Origin of the sequence: Lewinella sp. LCG006, assembly GCF_040784935.1 — a bacterium.
GTDB lineage: Bacteria > Bacteroidota > Bacteroidia > Chitinophagales > Saprospiraceae > Lewinella.
In genome coordinates, this window is the sequence record NZ_CP160680.1 from 1,931,578 (window position 1) to 1,948,329 (window position 16,752).

A 16,752-nucleotide genomic window follows, 5' to 3' on the forward strand; every position below is an offset into this window, starting at 1 on the left:
TAAAATTGGGTTGAAAATATGACTGATCTTACAAAACGCCGATTATCTATTGTTGGAGCAGGGATTGTTCTTTTAATAGGAATTATGGGATACAAGACGCTCTCGCAACAAAAAGAAGAAGCTCCGCGTAAGCCACCTGTATTCAACGTCAAGCAGGCGCAAGTAATGAAAGCGCAGCAAGAAACCATTGCTACAACACTTGATGTACAAGGCCAACTGGCGGCTTTCGACAAGGTAGAACTTTACGCCGAGGTAGGTGGTATGGTAGAGAACAGCGGACGCCCATTTAAGGTAGGTACTTATTTCCCCAAAGGAAGTGTCCTCATTAAAATTGACGATAGCGAGACTCGTCTGGCACTTTTAGCCCAAAAAAGCACGCTGCTCAATGCCGTTGCACAAGCCATGCCTGATCTGAAAATCGATTACGCAGAAAATTTCCCGGCTTGGGAAGCCTATCTGGATAATTTCGATGTAGAAGAAATGATCAAGCCACTCCCACAGCCTAAAAATGACCAGGAGAAGCGCTTCATTGCCACCCGTAATCTTTATACCCAATACTATAACATCAAGAGCCAGGAAGAGCGCCTCAACAAGTATACGCTCTACGCACCTTTTGGCGGTGTACTCACCGACGCCACCATCAACCCCGGCACCGTCATTCGGACAGGACAGAAATTAGGGGAGCTGATGGCTACCGGAAACTACGAACTCATTGCTACCGTCCCAATGGCAGATCTTGATTACATCAAGGTCGGCAACTCCGTGAAGTTAACTTCGGAAGACATTGCGGGAGAATGGCAAGGTACCGTGAAGCGTATCAGCGATCAGATTGACCCAGGGTCTCAAACTGTTCAGGTCTTCATTGGTGTCAATGGCAAAGAACTCAGGGAAGGGATGTACCTCCGTGGTGATATTGTCGCTCGTTCCGTTGCGGAGGCTGTTCGTATTCCTCGTGATTTACTGGTAGACCAAACAAAAGTCTACACCGTCCAAGACAGCATTCTCCGCCTTCATAGTGTGAAATTGATAAAGATAGAACCAGAGCATATCATCGTACAGGGGATTCCCAGCGGGACACCATTGCTAGCCAAACCTATCCCAGGTGCATTTGATGGTATGAAGGTAGAACCTTTACCCTTTTCGGAATAACCTTCCTTTTTATTTGTCCGGGGAGATAATGCCCCCATATAGCGACTTTTATTTTTCATTTTTTGCTCTAGATCTCCAAGATTATGCGTGGAATTGTTCAATACTTCATCAAATACCCCGTAGCGGCCAACCTGATCATGTTTGGTGTGCTGATTCTGGGCTATTTCGGGGCGCTCAACATGAAGACAACCTTTTTCCCGGAGACGCCCAGCCGGATTATCAGCATCCAAACCATTTATCCTGGTGCTGCGCCAGAAGAAGTTGAGGAAGGAATTATCAGTAAGATCGAAGACAACCTGAAAGGGCTTACTGGTGTAGAGCGCTACACTTCGGTAAGTTCTGAAAATAGCGGAAGTATTACGGTAGAAGTCCTCAAAGGGTACGATACCGATTTGGTTTTGCAGGATGTAAAAAACGCCGTTGACCGAATCAACTCCTTCCCCACGGGCATGGAGCCGCCGGTCATCTACAAGCGTGAAAACCTCGGTTTTGCTATCAACGTAGCGCTGAGTGGTGATGTAAGCCTCGCCGCACTGAAGCGGTATGCTCGCGAGATAGAAGATGATTTATTGGCCATGGATGGCCTCTCTAAAGTAGAACTCAGCGGATTTCCAGAAGAAGAAATCGAGATCACTTTCCGCGAACGTGATCTGCGTGCTTTTGGACTCACCCTGCAAGAAGCCTCTACGGCCGTGCGTGGATCGAATGTAGACATCACTGGCGGTACGATCAAAGGCAAGAAAGAAGAACTGCTCGTACGTGCCCAAGGCAAAGAATATTATGCTGATGGATTGCGGGACATCGTGGTCAAAACCACCCCGGAAGGAGGTGTAGTAAGGTTGCATCAGGTAGCAGACATCCGCGATCGTTGGGCAGACACCCCCAACCGCTCCTACCTCAATGGCGAACCCTCGGTATTGATCAACGTGCAGAATACCCTGGAAGAAGATATGCTTAGCATCAATGCCAAAGTGAAAGAATACATCGAGGATTTTAATGCCAGCAATTCAGAAGTTCAGGCAACCATCTCCCGTGATGGTAGCACCGTTCTGGTACAACGCCGGGAGCTGCTTACTAAAAATGGTATCATCGGCTTCCTCATCGTACTGGCATTTTTAGCCATGTTTTTGCATTGGCGACTTGCCTTCTGGGTGGCACTCGCTATTCCTATTTCCTTTGCGGGAATGTTTATCTGCGCCAACTTGCTTGGAATCACCATCAACGTTATTTCCCTCTTCGGGATGATTATCGTAATCGGTATCCTGGTGGATGATGGTATTGTGATAGGGGAAAATATCTACCAGCAATACGAAGACGGTAAACCTCCTATTCAAGCGGCAATCGATGGTACGATGCAAGTATTACCAGCCGTATTTGCGGCGATTATTACCACCATGATTGCTTTCGGTAGCTTCCTCTTTATTGATGGCCGACTGGGGGATTTCTTCAGTGAGATGGCCATTGTGGTAATTTTTTCTTTACTCTTTTCTTTGATCGAAGGTGTACTGATCTTACCTACCCACGTTGCCCACTCCAAGGCCCTCAGCCAGGATCGCACCCCTAATCCTCTTCAGGCTTGGTTTGATCGGCGGATGAATTTCCTTAGGGATAATGTTTACGCACCCGCCTTGCGCTTCAGCATGAAAAATATGTGGTTGGTGAGCAGCATTTTTGTAGGATTTTTCATGATCACCATAGGGGGAATGAGTGGCGGCATTATCAAATCTACCTTCTTCCCCGTTATTGAACGCGACGACGTCAACATCACCCTCCAAATGCCGGCAGGCACCCAGGATGACATTACGCTCAATTGGTTGGAATATATTGAAAAAGCGGCCTGGGAAGCCAATGAAGAATTAAGCGAAGAATATTTCAACAACGAAATGCAAGCCATCGAAAGAATCGAGGTAACACTGGGCCCCAGTACCTACCAAGGTTCGCTCTCGATCGCTTTGCTTGATGGTGAAACCCGGGGAGAGCTTGCCCTGCGAGAAGTCATCAACCGCATTCGAAGCAAAGTAGGGCAAATCCCTGCTGCCGAAGTACTGAGCTACGGCGCACAATCGGCTTTTGGCAAACCCGTTTCTATTTCGCTGGTAGGCGAAAATTACGAAGAGCTTAAAGCTGCTACCGATGAAGTAAAAGCCGAAATGAACCAGTTGGTCGAACTCGCTGATGTCGTGGACAACAACCAGGAAGGTTTGCGCGAGGTAAACATTACCCTCAAAGAAAAAGCCCGTTTTTTGGGGCTCGACATCCAGGATATCGTCGGACAGGTTCGTCAGGGATTCTTTGGGGCCGAAGCCCAGCGCCTACAACGCGGGCAGGATGAGGTGCGCGTATGGCTGCGCTACGACGAAGAAGATCGGCGCACCATTGAGGATTTGGCGAAAATGCGCGTCCGCTTTCCTGATGGTCGAGCCTTCCCCCTTTCGGAGATCGCGACCCTCGACATCCAGCGTGGCGTAATCGGCATCAACCACATTGACGGCAAGCGAGAAATAAAAGTAGAAGCAGACATTGCCAATGATGAGGTATCGGTAAGTGATATCACGACCAGTTTACAGACGGTTATCATCCCTGAAGTGCTGAAAAAATATTCTACCGTATCGGCGCAGTACGAAGGTCAAAACCGGGAGCAAGCAAAATCGGCAGCTTCTATTCAGCTGGTTGGTGGTATTTGCTTTGCCCTCATGTTCTTCATCATTGCGCTGACGTTCCGCTCCGTAGGGCAAACCATAATGGTCTTTCTCCTGATTCCTTTTGCCTTTATTGGCGTAGGTTGGGGGCATTGGTTGATGGGTGCACCGATCAGTTTATTCTCCTTCCTGGGGATCATTGCCTTGGTGGGTATCCTGGTGAATGACTCACTGGTTTTTGTAAGCACTTACAACGATGAACTCCGCTCAGGGAAAAAGCAAATGGACGCCCTTTACAGCGCCGGAGTAAGTCGTTTCCGACCTATTCTTCTAACGACGGTCACTACTTTTGCTGGTCTTGCGCCTTTGCTACTCGAAAAAAGTCTGCAAGCTCAGTTCTTGATCCCGATGGCCATCAGCGTAAGTTTTGGCCTCTTGGCAGCTACCATCACGATTTTGCTCATGTTACCGATCTTGCTGATTGTGCTGAACCGTTTCCGGGTTTACCGGGATTATTTATGGAATGCTGAAAAGCCAGCGCACCATGAAGTAGAACCTGCGTACAAAGAAACCATCGCCAAGAAATAAAAGACAAGATGCGAAAGAAAATAGCGCTAGACATGGACGAGGTTGTCGCCAACGTGATGCCAAAGTTCCTGGATGCCTACGAAGCTGAGTTTGGCAAACGACTGCAAAGAGAGGATTACTGGGGAAAAAAGGTTTACGATATCCCCGGGGCCGACCATATCAGGAATGTGCTTTACCAGAAAGGTTTTTTCCGGGATTTGCCCGTCATGGAAAACAGCCAGGAAGTGGTAGGCGAACTCAACGAGCAATACGACATCTTCTTCACGACTTCGGCGATGGAGTTCCGTAATTCTTTAGAAGATAAATACGACTGGCTGTTAGATCATTTCCCTTTTATCAGCTGGAAAAAATTCGTCTTCTGCGGAGACAAAAGCATCCTTCGCGCTGATTACATGATTGACGACCATCCGCGTAACCTGAAGAAATTCATAGGCAAAGGCCTGTTGTATACCGCTTCACATAACATCGACGAGATGGCTTACACCAGGGTCAATAACTGGCTGGAAATTCGGGATTTTTTCGCGAAGGAAACGGCTTAAGCATGAAACAGAAAAAGGAAATTCGCCGCGCACAACTTAGCGAGCTGGTTGTTAAAAAAGCCCGTTTTGCAGTGGGTAGTGTATTGGCTACTGGTATTAATTACCTGATTTATTTCCCCTTGTTTGAGCAAGGAGTAGCTCCGGCAAAGGCAGAGGTTATTGCCTATTCGTCTTCCGTGATCGTCAGTTTCCTTTTTCAAAAATATTTTGTCTTTGAACAGCAGGGAGCAACCCGCACTACTTTTATGTGGAGCATGTTGGTATCCCTCGGAGGATTAGTGCTCAGCACTGGCATTATTTATATCCTCAACCGGTACACCTTCTTTCAGGAGTATCAATTAATCGCTAAGCTGATGACCACCGGCCTGGTATTTTTTTATAACTTTTATTGCAAGCGTTATGTATTTGAAAGACGTTTTATCTAAGAGCATGCGGTTTTTAATGGTAGGATCTTTACTGTTTTCAGTAAGCCTCCAAGCACAAGAAGCACTGAGTTTGGAACAAGCCATTGCGAAAGGACTTACCAACAATTACCAGGTTCGCCTTTCCCAGGCTTCCGTTGCCATCGCGGAAAACAACAACGATTGGTCGCTGACGGGCAAATATCCGGAAGTAAACCTTACCCTTGGCTCCGACAATTCCTATTCTTCAACGGACAACCCTGCTAGTGTAGTCACGCAAAGCTCGGTGATTTCCAATGCCATCGTACCGGGTGTCTCGGCCAGTTGGATCTTGTACAACGGTTCGCGAGTTACCTATGCCAAAGATCAACTGGCCAAGCAGTTGAATCTCAGTCAGGAACAACTCGAAGTACAAATCCAAAACACCATCCAAAGCATCATTCAGGCTTACTATGGCGCGTTGGTGCAAAGAGAGCAGCTAGCAGTACTGCAAGAGGTGCTGGGTTTGTCACGCGACCGAATCCGTTACCAGGAAACCCGCCAGGAATTTGGCCAGGCTGGTGCTTTCGACCTCGTGCAAGCACAAGATGCCTACCTCAATGATTCCACTACTTATCTGGTACAACAGAATGCCTACCAAAATGCCTTGCGCAACCTACAGCTCATCATGGGCGTAGATACTCCCACAAATTACCAGCTGACGGATTCGCTCGAAAGCGCCAGCACCGCCTATTCTCAACAAGATTTGGAGGAAAAGTTGCTTCGCAACAACCCGGATCTACAGGCTAGCAATATCAATATCCAATTGGCCGCGCTCAATACCGAAATCCTGAGCGTTGCCCGCTTACCGCAAATCAGCCTGAATGCCGGCGCCAACTACAATATCAACGTGAGCAACGGTTCCCAAACCTTTAATTTTGGGGGCATGCCCTCCGAGCAAAATCTACCCGGTGTAGCCTCCAGGACCCTCCGCGGCTTCGTCAACCTCACAGCCAGCTATAATATCTACGATGGCGGAGCCCGCAGGCGTCGAATCGAAACGGCTCAGCTGCAAGAGATGCAATCTCAATTACAATACGCTAGTCTGGAACAAAGCCTAAAAACCCAACTTGCCAATACCTACGCTACTTACCAAAATCAACAACAATTGGTAAGTCTGACAGGCGAACTGGTCGCGAATGCCCGCCGCAATCTCACCATTGCGGAAGAACGTCAAAAAGGGGGCCTCATCAACTCTTTTGACTACCGCAGTATCCAACTGGGTTACATCAACGCTACCCAGTCGCGCCTCAACGCCATCCTTAACCTGAAGAATACCGAAACAGAATTGTTGCGGTTGACGGGAGAATTGGTACGATAGATAGGAACAAAAAAACCTTGCTCCTTAGCGCAGGGTATAAAACCTTGCTCCTAAGGAGTAGTTAATGTAGCAATCCGTTATGCATTCTCTAACATCATTGCATCTACGCCTGGAAACCAAATTCCAAAAGAAATGAATAAACTATTGCTTGGCCTTTTCCTTAGCTGTTGCAGCTTTTTAAGCCTGAATGCCCAAACGGAAATATCGACCACCATTCGTGATGTAACCGTCTATCTCCAAACGGCCCAAGTGACCCGTACCGGAAAAGCGAATCTGCCCGCAGGCCGGGGCACCATTGTTCTAACTGGCCTGAGCCCTCAACTTGACCAAAGTTCGGTTCGCCTCGGTGCGACAGGAGATTTTGTCATCCTCAGCGTCAACCCACGCAACAATTTCCTGGCATCTCCTACGGAATCACCGGAATATACCCGATTGACCAAAGAGCGGGAACGACTAGCTGATCTCCTGGCACGCGAGCAAATCAAGCTCGATGCACTTGCCGAAGAAGAAAAGATATTATTGGCCAATAAATCAATTGGCGGCACGCAAACCGGGGTAGATGTAGATGCACTTCTGAAAGTAAGCCAATACCTCCGACAACGATTGGCTGAAATCCGTACCGAACGGCTTGACATTGGCACCAATATGCGAGCAGACCAGGAGAAGCTCGCCCAGGTAGACCAACAGCTCAACGAACTTCGCAAAACACAACAGAAGAGTTTCACTGAAGTCGTCGTTCAATACCAGACCGAGCGCGCGGTCAACGCAGAATTCCAGCTCATGTACCTCATCAATGGCGCTTCTTGGTCGGCCACCTACGACCTTAGGGTGGAAGACCTTGAGCAAGCCGTTGATCTTTCTTACGGAGCACTCGTCACCCAAAATACAGGTGAAGACTGGAACAATGTAAAACTTACCCTCTCTACGGGCAACCCCCGCCAACAGCAAAATGCCCCTCGTATTACCACTTGGTACCTGAATCCGAATCAACCCTACGCTCGGGCACAAGAATCTGCAGGTTATGGCTACGATGAATTAATGCAAACTTCTAACGTCGTCATTAGCCGAAGTGATGTCGAAGCCGCTGATTTTGCAGGTGCCGATGTAGCAGTCAACCTGACCAATACAGAATTCCGCGTACGTCTCGAACAAGACATCCTTAGCAATGGGCAGCAGTATCGGGTACTTGTTGATGACTATCAATTACCCGCCGACTTCCAGTATTATGCAGCACCAAAATACGATTGCCATGTTTACCTGACTGCGCGCGTCACCGACTGGCGCAAGTACAGCTTGCTCTCTGGCCCCGTCAACCTGTTCTTTGACGGTGCTTATGTAGGGAAATCCCAGCTGTCTACGGGTATCGCGACCGACACCCTGGTCTTCAGCCTGGGCCGCGACGAAGGGATCACCATCGAACGCGAGCGCGAGGACAAATACCGGAGCCGCAACTTCCTGGGGTCGAAGGTCGAACAACGCATCGGATGGACCATCAAAGTGCAGAAAAGTCGCCGCAACGATGTCCCGCTGATTATTGAAGATCAGATCCCCGTCTCTACCACCGATGAGATTGAGGTAGAACTCGACCAGGCAAAAGGAGCGACCCTCGACCCAACGACCGGCAAGCTACGCTGGGAATTGAAAATGAAGTTTGGCGACCAAACAGAAGTAGGTTTCCGCTACCTCGTCAAGCACCCCAAGAGTATGAATATTTTCTTGGAGTAGAAGGCTTGATGAGCGTATAAAAACAAGATGATCCAATTTGGGGTTTGCGCTAAAAAGATAAGCGTGTGCTACAAATTGGATCATCTTTTTTTTAGCTCGAAAACTTTATCTATACCGATCTTAACGTGGTTTGCTGCCATTACCAGCGGGGAAAAGCAGGAAAAACACCCTTCAAAAGAAATTTAGTATCTTTGTGAAGTCATTTAGACCTTATCATGGATACAGACCCTAGTTTTTCATCCTGGTACCGATTTATCGGCGTGGCCAGCCTACTTTGCCTCTTTATTCCTCGCTTGAGTGCAACATCTGTGGATGCTCAGATTGAAGCGCAGGTAAATAAAATCATCGCTTTCGCGGAAGAAGAAGTCAAAGAACGCTTACAGCTTCTTGACCAGTCTTTGTTGGAACATCGACTAGACGCTACCGTCCGAAAGCTCATCGCTACTCATCTCCGCTATCCAGCACAAACGTCCCGTAATTTAGGACGTGCCATTGCGTACTTCCCCATTTTCGAGGCGGAATTAGCTGCTGCTGGTATGCCCGAAGCCCTTAAGTATTTACCGGTTATTGAATCAGCACTCTTACCTAATGCAATGTCCAGGGTGGGTGCAGAAGGCCTGTGGCAATTTATGCCAGAGACCGCACCAGAATACGGACTGATTATCGATGAATATTTGGATGAGCGTCTGGATACCTACCGAGCAACACAAGGAGCTATTCGGTACCTGCAAAGTGCTTATGAATACCTAGGCGACTGGTCGCTGGCCATTGCTGCTTACAATGCAGGGAAAGGCAGCGTAAGACGCGCCCAACGCCGCAGCGGAGGAAAACATTTTTGGGCCGTTCGCCGCTATCTTCCACGGGAAACACGCAACTATGTGCCCGCTTTCATCGCAGCCATCTACCTCACCGAATTCTATGCCGCCCACGAAATTACACCTGCATTTCCTTCGCTAGACGAACAATTGGTCGGAAGCTTAGTTATCGAAGCTCCCCTCAGCTTTTACCGTATCGCTCAGGTTACTGGTTTGTCCATAGAATTGATTCAAAACTTAAATCCAGGTTATAAAAAAGGCTTTCTGCCTGGTTATCCCGGTGGCCACAACCTGATTTTACCCCAAAGGGTTATCCCCGCCATGAATACCTACTTAGAGGAATATGGACAGGGTGATGACGAACCGGTGTTGCCTTGGGCGCCTATCTTCCAACTCGATGAATACAAACCAAATGACCAAGCAGACTATAGGTCTTTCACAACCCATATTGCTGCTGGAGACTCGCTTGCATCCGTCGCCGAAAGGCTCCACTTTTCCAGTTCCCAGTTGGCTATTTGGAATGATATCTCTCCACTAGATTCTTTGGTAGAAGGGCAAGAGATTCATTTTTTTCGTCCAGTTCGTTTTCACGAAATCCCTAACCGGGAAGTAAAACCCAACAAATGGCGTGCACCTCTCCTTTCTTTGGACAGGCTTACCAGCAACCAGTTTGCTGAAACCACACCACTGCCCGCCGACGTTAAGGTGAAAATCTGTTTCCAACTGGATCGTAGAACAAAACCTTCCACTATTCTGGAGCGCTTTCCGGATGTGGATGGTGAACAATTCTTCCAGCAAAATGCGCTTTCAAAAGACCGCCCATTACCTGCCGGAAGATTGATTTATTTGCCCTCACGCTAAGGCTTTAGTCTGAAATAAGCCCCCTTTGATCCTTCGTTAATACCACTCATCGGCAGAAGCTTGGAAAAATATTCCGAGCCTCAGGCAATAGACCGTTTTATTTGTCGTTTTTTTACCATCGCGGCGAAGGAAGTAAACGTTTGTCTAAAAAACACTTCCATTTCGTTTTACTAGACCGCCATTTTGTCCAAGTAAGCGCTCAAAAAATAATCCTACTATTTAGTAGTCAAGATGCACGAACTATTGAGAGAGTAGTTTGAATCATCAGCAGCAGGTGTACATTCATAGGAATGGCCTGCTGCCTTTTTTTGTGGCATTCGCAGAAAGAATTATCAGAGAATCTTATCTTTAGGATGACTTTTTTGAATAACCTCCGTCACAAGAGAAATTAAACAGATATTCTATGGATTTAACTAGCCTCATTCAAAGCCAACTATCAGAAGGACTGATCGATCAACTCTCCAACCAATTGGGTGGTGTTGATAAGGAAAAGACTTCGGCGGCTACCAGCAGCATCCTTACCACTTTGTTGGGTGCCATGGCCCGTAACGCCTCTACACCTGATGGTGCTGCTGCTTTGAATAACGCACTCGAAAAAGATCATGATGGTAGCATCCTCGACGATGTGATGGGAATGGTAACTGGCCAACGTAGCATCGACAACGAACGCGCGGTAAATGGTTCAGGTATTTTGAACCACGTTTTGGGCAATCGCCAAGGTGGTGCTATTGATATGATCAGCAAGATGAGCGGCTTGGATGCTAGCAAAACAGGTAGCTTGATGACCACACTTGCACCGATCGTGATGGGTATGCTCGGTAAGGCAAAGCGGGAGCAAGGCCTTGACCAAGGTGGATTGACGGATTTGCTGACTGGCTTTTCTAAGCAGCAGCAGGGAAGTAACCCAGCCATGAGCCTAATTACCGGATTCCTGGACGCTGATGGCGACGGTAGCATCATTGACGATGTAGCTGGTATGCTCGGTAAAGGTTTACTTGGAGGCTTGTTCAAGCGTAAGTAACAACCATTCCAACGGAATAAAGAAAACCCCGGCTACTGTTGAAGTAGTCGGGGTTTTTGTTTTGCACCAAATGAAATTAATCTCCGTAGCTGATGCGATAGATGGCATCGGCAAAATCGTCCGAAACCAACATAGAGCCATCGGGAAGAAATTCTATATCTACGGGTCGGCCCCAAGCTTCGTCTTTTTCCTCGTCGAGCCAACCACTGGCGAAAGGCTCGTAACTCGTTGCGTTTTGGTTCTCGTCGAGTGTTACCAACGTAATCCGGTAGCCGGCTTTTTTACTCCGGTTCCAACTACCGTGCTCGGCAATTAAAATTTGCTTTTGATAGCTTGCCGGGAACATAGCTCCCGTGTAGAACTCTACCCCAAGTGGTGCAATATGTGCCCCCAATTTTTGTGCGGGTGCTACATAGTCGGCACAGTCTTTGCCTTTCCCAAATTCTTCGTCGGGCAAGTCTCCCTGATGACAGTAAGGATAACCAAAATGTTGGCCATCAGCAGTGGCATGATTGAGCTCACAGGCAGGAATATCATCCCCTAGCATATCCCGGCCATTGTCCGTAAACCAAAGCTGCTTATCGTCTGGATGCCAGGTAAATCCTACCGTGTTCCGAACCCCGTGCTGCACCACCTCCAGGTCTGTTCCATCGGGGTTGATACGTGTAATACTGGCAAAAATTTCGTCTTCGGATTCGCAGATATTACAAGGAGCCCCTACGGGAACGTAGAGTTTACCATCGGGCCCAAAATCGATAAATTTCCATCCGTGGTGTGTCTCCGTAGGGTATTTATCATAGACCACGACCGGTTCGCCGGGTTGATCCAGATGGCTTTCAATAGCTGTGAATTTGATAATTCTGCTCACCTCCGCAACATACAAATCACCATCGCGAAAAGCTACGCCGTTGGGCATTTGCAGGCCTTCTGCTAAAACGTATTTTTTATCAACATAAAAATCGCCATCCGTATCTTTCAAGGCGTAAACCTTGCCTTCTCCACGGGTACCTACGAAGATCGTACCTCCTGGGGAGATGTCCATGGAGCGGGCATTGGTAATGTCCTGAGCAAAAATTTCTATTTTGAATCCCTCGGGCAGCTTGATTCGGTCAATCGGCAATGCTGCCGAAGCTGACTTTAAGGGGTTTTTAATTGGGGGATTGATTTGCCCACAACTAGCCAGTAGCAGACAAATAAGAAAAGGTAGGTATCTCATGTTTGGAAGTAGTTAGTTACTACAATGAAAAACAAAAGCGGGCGGAATGTTCAGTGGTGTAAAGCTCATTTTTACTTTAGGGAAAATACCTTCGTACAATGACTTCAGGATAGTGGAATAGTGCATTTGTACAAAATACCCTTTAGGTGCCAAATGATCTCTGCACGTTTTGATAATATTTTCAGCAACTTCCTTAGGCAAAATCACAAAAGGGATGGCTGAAATCACATGGTCGGCCTTTGAGTAACCGTATTGTTGCAAGTATTGCTCAATAAACTCGGCAGAGTCTTCAATAACAACCAGGCGATCATCCTTTATTTCACGAAGTAAATCACAAAAATTGGCTTGCACTTCAAACGTAAGTAGCTTGGCTTCAGGGTGCATTTTCTTTAAAATATGGCGCGTAATAACGCCATCTCCCCCACCTAATTCGACGATGATACGGGCTTTCCCAAAATCAATTCCTTTAAGCATGGATTGGCACAAAAAGCGAGAGCTCGGCGTTACCGTTCCAGTAGTGCGGAGGTTTTTAATTCCTTCCCTTAAAAATTTGATCTTATTCATTCCTTTCCTTCATCAATCGGTAGAGAACCAAAAGTACGGAATTATTTCTGGTATTAACCCACAATTAACACGAGGTAAGCCAGGGATTCGACCAAAGGTCCCTAACGTCCGAGGAAGTTGCGTAAATCAGGAAAACTTTCTACATATTGTGTTGCTTCTCCCTTTTCTAAGCGCCGCCCATAGAGGTAAGGAACAATGTAGGCTCCCTTATAACCGGCACTGACAAGTTCACGCCGAAAATTTTCTGCTGCAGCAAAATTGCTGTAAGCTCCGGCCGTGAAACGCTGGTAGGGTGATCCCATAGCCTGCTCCAACATCAATTGTGGTCGCTGGCTCAATTTTTGATCGTTTACGGAACGTTGGACCGACATGACCTGTACTTTATAGCAAAGTGCTTCTCCCAAAGCATTGTCTGCGGGGGATTTTGTTTGGTCGGTACCTATGACGGGTATTGCACGGGCCGAAAAGGTGGTAGTAGTTGGAGCCAGGTGAGCATCAATTTGATAATCCTGCTCGTTGTGGGCTAAAGCACGGAGAAAAATGCGCTCTGGCGCAACACCATTCGCTTGTAGGGCACGGCTGTAAGCGGCCAAGGCTTCTAAGCCCGAATAAAGCTCACCACTGAGCACACCCCGCTGCTGAGGCACATAGCACGTCAGGATCAAATGATCGCCAGGGTACTGCCGAGCTTGCTCTCCCAAGCTGGTAAGCCAGTTGGGAGCAGCAGTACTGAGCGTACTAACCCTGGTTTGCCAGGATGGGGCAGTCGTCGTTGGTACAACAACCACTGGCGTCGGAGTGGAGGCGGGGGGCGTATAAATTGGCGGTGTAACCGTGGTGGGTGGAGAAGTTACCGGCTCCGGTTGGACGAAAACAACGGTAGGCGGTTCCATTTCCTGCCGGTACTTGGTAAAATAAGCTACGTATAGGTCACGCTGCCCCATACCATCTTTTCGCGCCGATGCCAAAAAGCCCGTAAACCCATCGCGAGCCAGACGAAAGTGGGAATCATCATCGGCTGAATTGATAGGAATCCCCATGTTTTCCGGTGGTGACCAGCGAGCGGCTTCCGGTAAGTATACAGTACGCATGACATCTAATCCTCCAATAGACTTCCTACTATCGTTGGTACTGTAATAAAGCGTTTTACCATCACGAGCCAAAAAAGGCGTTGTTTCATCAAAGGCCGAATTGATCTCTGGTCCCATATTCACGGGAACTTGCCACTGGCCGTTCCGAAAAGAGGTTTGGTACAAATCCAATCCACCATATCCTCCAGCCTTACGGCTGACAAAAAGTATCAAGGTATCGTTGTAAACGAAGAGTTGTTGCTCTCCGTTTTGCCCTCTCACGGGTGCGAGTAATGGGGTGGTGGTGAGGGTTCGCTGCTCCGACTGCTGAAAGGTATCCGCAAAAATTTCCCCTCTTTCCCAATTCCAACCCTGGTAATAAAGCAGCACCTTCCCTTGCCCGGAAAACCCAATCAGGTATTCATGCTGCGGACTATTTAGCAATGGGTGCAGTGCTTTGGCCTGTTGCCACTGCCCACCCTCGAGCTGGGTAGAAAACATGTCGCTCAAAAAGCGCCCAAATTTTTCATCGGGGCGGGTATTCTTATCCCTGGGGCCACCGCTGTTGCCCATTCGAATAGCACTAAAATACAGCTGACTGGAACGTGAAGGACTCAGTACAGGCGCAAATTCATCTCCGCTGGTATTTACCTGCGAGCCCATGTTTTCTACAATCGCCTGTGCATCGTGAAAACGTAGGCGCAGGCCATTGTCACAACGCCGAATCTCTTCAATGACCATCGGTCGATTGGAATGGTCGGGGCGAAGTGTGCGCAAATAAAGTTTGTAATGCGCGGCTGCTTCCTCAAACAACTGCTGAGCATGGAAAATTTTACCCAAATAAAGCCAACACTCTGGATAAGGAGATTTATCGGCCTCCGTCAACGACGCCAAAAGTTGCCGGGCTTCTTCCAGTCGATTAAGTTGGTAATAACAAACTGCAATCAAAAACTGGCTCTCTACATCGGTACGAACAAGCTGACGTGATCGCTCAAGGGTTTGGATCGCTTCTTCGTAGTGCTCGGTAGCAATGAATGCTTTGGCCTCCTCCTTCAAATCACTTTTGGGCTGTGCACCCAGAGAATGGCTGCACAGCAAGAGAAAACCGATCGCTAATTTTTTGCACGACAACATAGCCAGCTTTTGGTGTTGGAACAAGTGCTTACTTCACCACTTTAAGACTCAAATCAAGACTAACGGCCGAATGCGTGAGCGCGCCAACGGAAATAAAGTTGACCCCCGTCTGGGCGATCTTGCGTACCGTATGGATGTTCACCCCTCCGGAAGCTTCCGTCTCGTAGCGTTTATTGACTACCGCAACGGCCTCTGCCAGAATAGGGAGTTCAAAGTTGTCCAGCATGATTCGGTCGATCTGCCCTACGTCCATGACCTCGTAGAGTTCTACCAGATTACGAACTTCAACCGTGATGGGTAAATTCAGCCCTTTTTCTTTTTGGTAAGTCGTTACTTGCTCTATGGCTTCCCGGATGCCTCCACAAGCATCAATATGGTTGTCTTTGAGCATGATACGATCGTACAAGCCGTCGCGGTAATTGTAGCAACCACCCAGCCGGACGGCCCACTTTTCGATGAACCGTAGATTGGGCGTAGTTTTTCGCGTATCTAGAATTTTCACGGGCAAATCCTCAATCTCAAACACAAAGCGGTTGCTGAGGGTAGCAATACCACTCATGCGCTGCATCGTATTCAGTACCAGGCGTTCGGCCTTGAGGAGTGCCTGCGTATTGCAAGTCACCTCAAAAGCAATATCGCCGTAGCTCATGTTTTTGCCATCCTCAATATTGATTTTCAACTCCGCACTGGGATCAACATGGCGGAAAACACGCTCAGCGATGGCTACGCCTGCAATGATTCCCGCATCTTTCACGAGCAGGCGAGCGGTAGAACGATCATTGGCCGGAATACACGCCAGCGAGGTATGATCACCCTCACCCACATCCTCGCTCAAGGCGCGAGTGATGAAATCCTGAATCTGTTCTTCTAATTTACTATCGAGGATCACGGACATTTTTGTTGTTGTTTTTACTTAAAACATAATTCCCAAGCGAAGGATAATACTATTAAACTTCCCTTTAGAGTCTTCTTTTGTTTCCCGTCCGTTGCTCACAAGAAGCGTATTCTTGTCTTTGGTAAGATCAGTAAAACCAGACTGGAATGCAATACCACCAATGATTGCGGTGCTGGAAGATACGGTATATTCCACACCGCCACCAATTCCCCAAGAGAGGTTCAATAAGTTCACGCCTGATTGGATGTCAAAATCTTCTTCACTGTCTACTGCAGCATCGTTGAGGATATTGCCTTTAGACTGGGTACGGAAACCCATGGTCATCCGAGGTTCTACGTAGTATTTGAGGTAACCAAACTCGCGGGTGCGCAGTTTAAGGCCAAAGGGGATTTCGACAAATTGGATACTGTATTTGAAGTCGGTGCCTCCTTCGTAAACATTGTCACCAGGAATATTGGCATCCGTCCAGATACTTAAGGTATCAATGGTTTCGTCGTAAAAAAGCTTCCCTCCTGCGTTGAAGTGAAAACCAATACCCGTGGTGAAAGAGTAATTTTCCCGGAAGTAGTATTCACCGATCATTCCTAACTTTAGGCCCAGGTTAGGACCGTTGGAATTGATTTTGTTATTATCCGTAGTCAGCCAGGAAACGGCCGGGCTCAGCTCGAAGCCAAACTGGATATCATTTTGAGCCGAAAGGCTCAAGCTAAAGAAAAGAAGTCCGCAAACTGCAATAATATTTTTCATCGTTTAAACTGTTTTTTTGTTTAACGCA

Annotated in this window: 13 protein-coding genes; 8 read left to right on the plus strand and 5 right to left on the minus strand. The window is 47.7% G+C overall.

Going from position 1 to position 16,752, the window contains the following annotated elements:
• Positions 1–18 precede the first annotated feature (18 nt).
• From AB0L18_RS06480 to AB0L18_RS06515, 8 genes are all read left to right on the plus strand, one after another.
• On the plus strand, positions 19–1,149 hold the full coding sequence (locus AB0L18_RS06480; protein WP_367391771.1) for an efflux RND transporter periplasmic adaptor subunit: 1,131 nt from the start codon (positions 19–21) through the stop codon (positions 1,147–1,149).
• An 83-nt stretch (positions 1,150–1,232) separates the two neighbouring features.
• On the plus strand, positions 1,233–4,376 hold the full coding sequence (locus tag AB0L18_RS06485) for an efflux RND transporter permease subunit (protein ID WP_367391772.1): 3,144 nt from the start codon (positions 1,233–1,235) through the stop codon (positions 4,374–4,376).
• 8 nt (positions 4,377–4,384) lie between these two features.
• Positions 4,385–4,915, plus strand: coding sequence for a 5'(3')-deoxyribonucleotidase (locus tag AB0L18_RS06490; RefSeq protein WP_367391773.1), 531 nt, complete (start codon positions 4,385–4,387; stop codon positions 4,913–4,915).
• A gap of 2 nt (positions 4,916–4,917) precedes the next feature.
• Positions 4,918–5,340 (plus strand): GtrA family protein, encoded by a 423-nt coding sequence (locus tag AB0L18_RS06495; protein WP_367391774.1) that lies wholly within the window; start codon positions 4,918–4,920, stop codon positions 5,338–5,340.
• A gap of 4 nt (positions 5,341–5,344) precedes the next feature.
• Positions 5,345–6,676, plus strand: a complete 1,332-nt coding sequence (locus tag AB0L18_RS06500) for a TolC family protein (protein WP_367391775.1) — start codon at positions 5,345–5,347, stop codon at positions 6,674–6,676.
• Between the two features lie 132 nt (positions 6,677–6,808).
• Positions 6,809–8,401, plus strand: coding sequence for a mucoidy inhibitor MuiA family protein (locus tag AB0L18_RS06505; RefSeq protein ID WP_367391776.1), 1,593 nt, complete (start codon positions 6,809–6,811; stop codon positions 8,399–8,401).
• A gap of 215 nt (positions 8,402–8,616) precedes the next feature.
• Entirely contained in the window at positions 8,617–10,077 is a 1,461-nt protein-coding gene (locus AB0L18_RS06510) for a transglycosylase SLT domain-containing protein (RefSeq protein ID WP_367391777.1), read from the plus strand.
• Positions 10,078–10,480: 403 nt separating this feature from the next.
• Positions 10,481–11,098: a DUF937 domain-containing protein gene (locus tag AB0L18_RS06515; protein WP_367391778.1), complete on the plus strand. Its 618-nt coding sequence runs from the start codon at positions 10,481–10,483 to the stop codon at positions 11,096–11,098.
• A 76-nt stretch (positions 11,099–11,174) separates the two neighbouring features.
• Here AB0L18_RS06515 and AB0L18_RS06520 read toward each other — a convergent pair whose 3' ends face one another.
• The 5 genes from AB0L18_RS06520 to AB0L18_RS06540 all read right to left on the minus strand — a co-directional run bounded on the left by AB0L18_RS06520 (position 11,175) and on the right by AB0L18_RS06540 (position 16,724).
• Positions 11,175–12,314, minus strand: a complete 1,140-nt coding sequence (locus AB0L18_RS06520; protein WP_367391779.1) for a sorbosone dehydrogenase family protein — start codon at positions 12,312–12,314, stop codon at positions 11,175–11,177.
• 12 nt (positions 12,315–12,326) lie between these two features.
• On the minus strand, positions 12,327–12,878 hold the full coding sequence (locus AB0L18_RS06525) for a class I SAM-dependent methyltransferase (protein ID WP_367391780.1): 552 nt from the start codon (positions 12,876–12,878) through the stop codon (positions 12,327–12,329).
• 101 nt (positions 12,879–12,979) lie between these two features.
• Positions 12,980–15,082: a tetratricopeptide repeat protein gene (locus tag AB0L18_RS06530; RefSeq protein WP_367391781.1), complete on the minus strand. Its 2,103-nt coding sequence runs from the start codon at positions 15,080–15,082 to the stop codon at positions 12,980–12,982.
• Between the two features lie 28 nt (positions 15,083–15,110).
• Complete coding sequence (nadC, locus tag AB0L18_RS06535; RefSeq protein ID WP_367391782.1) at positions 15,111–15,977, minus strand: carboxylating nicotinate-nucleotide diphosphorylase; 867 nt, start codon at positions 15,975–15,977, stop codon at positions 15,111–15,113.
• Between the two features lie 18 nt (positions 15,978–15,995).
• Complete coding sequence (locus tag AB0L18_RS06540) at positions 15,996–16,724, minus strand: porin family protein (protein ID WP_367391783.1); 729 nt, start codon at positions 16,722–16,724, stop codon at positions 15,996–15,998.
• Positions 16,725–16,752: the final 28 nt, after the last annotated feature.

Bases quoted from the DNA above. Each gene is read 5' to 3' on its own strand.
- AB0L18_RS06480 (WP_367391771.1), top strand. From the start codon at position 19: ATGACTGATCTTACAAAACGCCGATTATCTATTGTTGGAGCAGGGATT.
- AB0L18_RS06485 (WP_367391772.1), top strand. From the start codon at position 1,233: ATGCGTGGAATTGTTCAATACTTCATCAAATACCCCGTAGCGGCCAAC.
- AB0L18_RS06490 (WP_367391773.1), top strand. From the start codon at position 4,385: ATGCGAAAGAAAATAGCGCTAGACATGGACGAGGTTGTCGCCAACGTG.
- AB0L18_RS06495 (WP_367391774.1), top strand. From the start codon at position 4,918: ATGAAACAGAAAAAGGAAATTCGCCGCGCACAACTTAGCGAGCTGGTT.
- AB0L18_RS06500 (WP_367391775.1), top strand. From the start codon at position 5,345: ATGCGGTTTTTAATGGTAGGATCTTTACTGTTTTCAGTAAGCCTCCAA.
- AB0L18_RS06505 (WP_367391776.1), top strand. From the start codon at position 6,809: ATGAATAAACTATTGCTTGGCCTTTTCCTTAGCTGTTGCAGCTTTTTA.
- AB0L18_RS06510 (WP_367391777.1), top strand. From the start codon at position 8,617: ATGGATACAGACCCTAGTTTTTCATCCTGGTACCGATTTATCGGCGTG.
- AB0L18_RS06515 (WP_367391778.1), top strand. From the start codon at position 10,481: ATGGATTTAACTAGCCTCATTCAAAGCCAACTATCAGAAGGACTGATC.
- AB0L18_RS06520 (WP_367391779.1), bottom strand. From the start codon at position 12,314: ATGAGATACCTACCTTTTCTTATTTGTCTGCTACTGGCTAGTTGTGGG.
- AB0L18_RS06525 (WP_367391780.1), bottom strand. From the start codon at position 12,878: ATGAATAAGATCAAATTTTTAAGGGAAGGAATTAAAAACCTCCGCACT.
- AB0L18_RS06530 (WP_367391781.1), bottom strand. From the start codon at position 15,082: ATGTTGTCGTGCAAAAAATTAGCGATCGGTTTTCTCTTGCTGTGCAGC.
- nadC (WP_367391782.1), bottom strand. From the start codon at position 15,977: ATGTCCGTGATCCTCGATAGTAAATTAGAAGAACAGATTCAGGATTTC.
- AB0L18_RS06540 (WP_367391783.1), bottom strand. From the start codon at position 16,724: ATGAAAAATATTATTGCAGTTTGCGGACTTCTTTTCTTTAGCTTGAGC.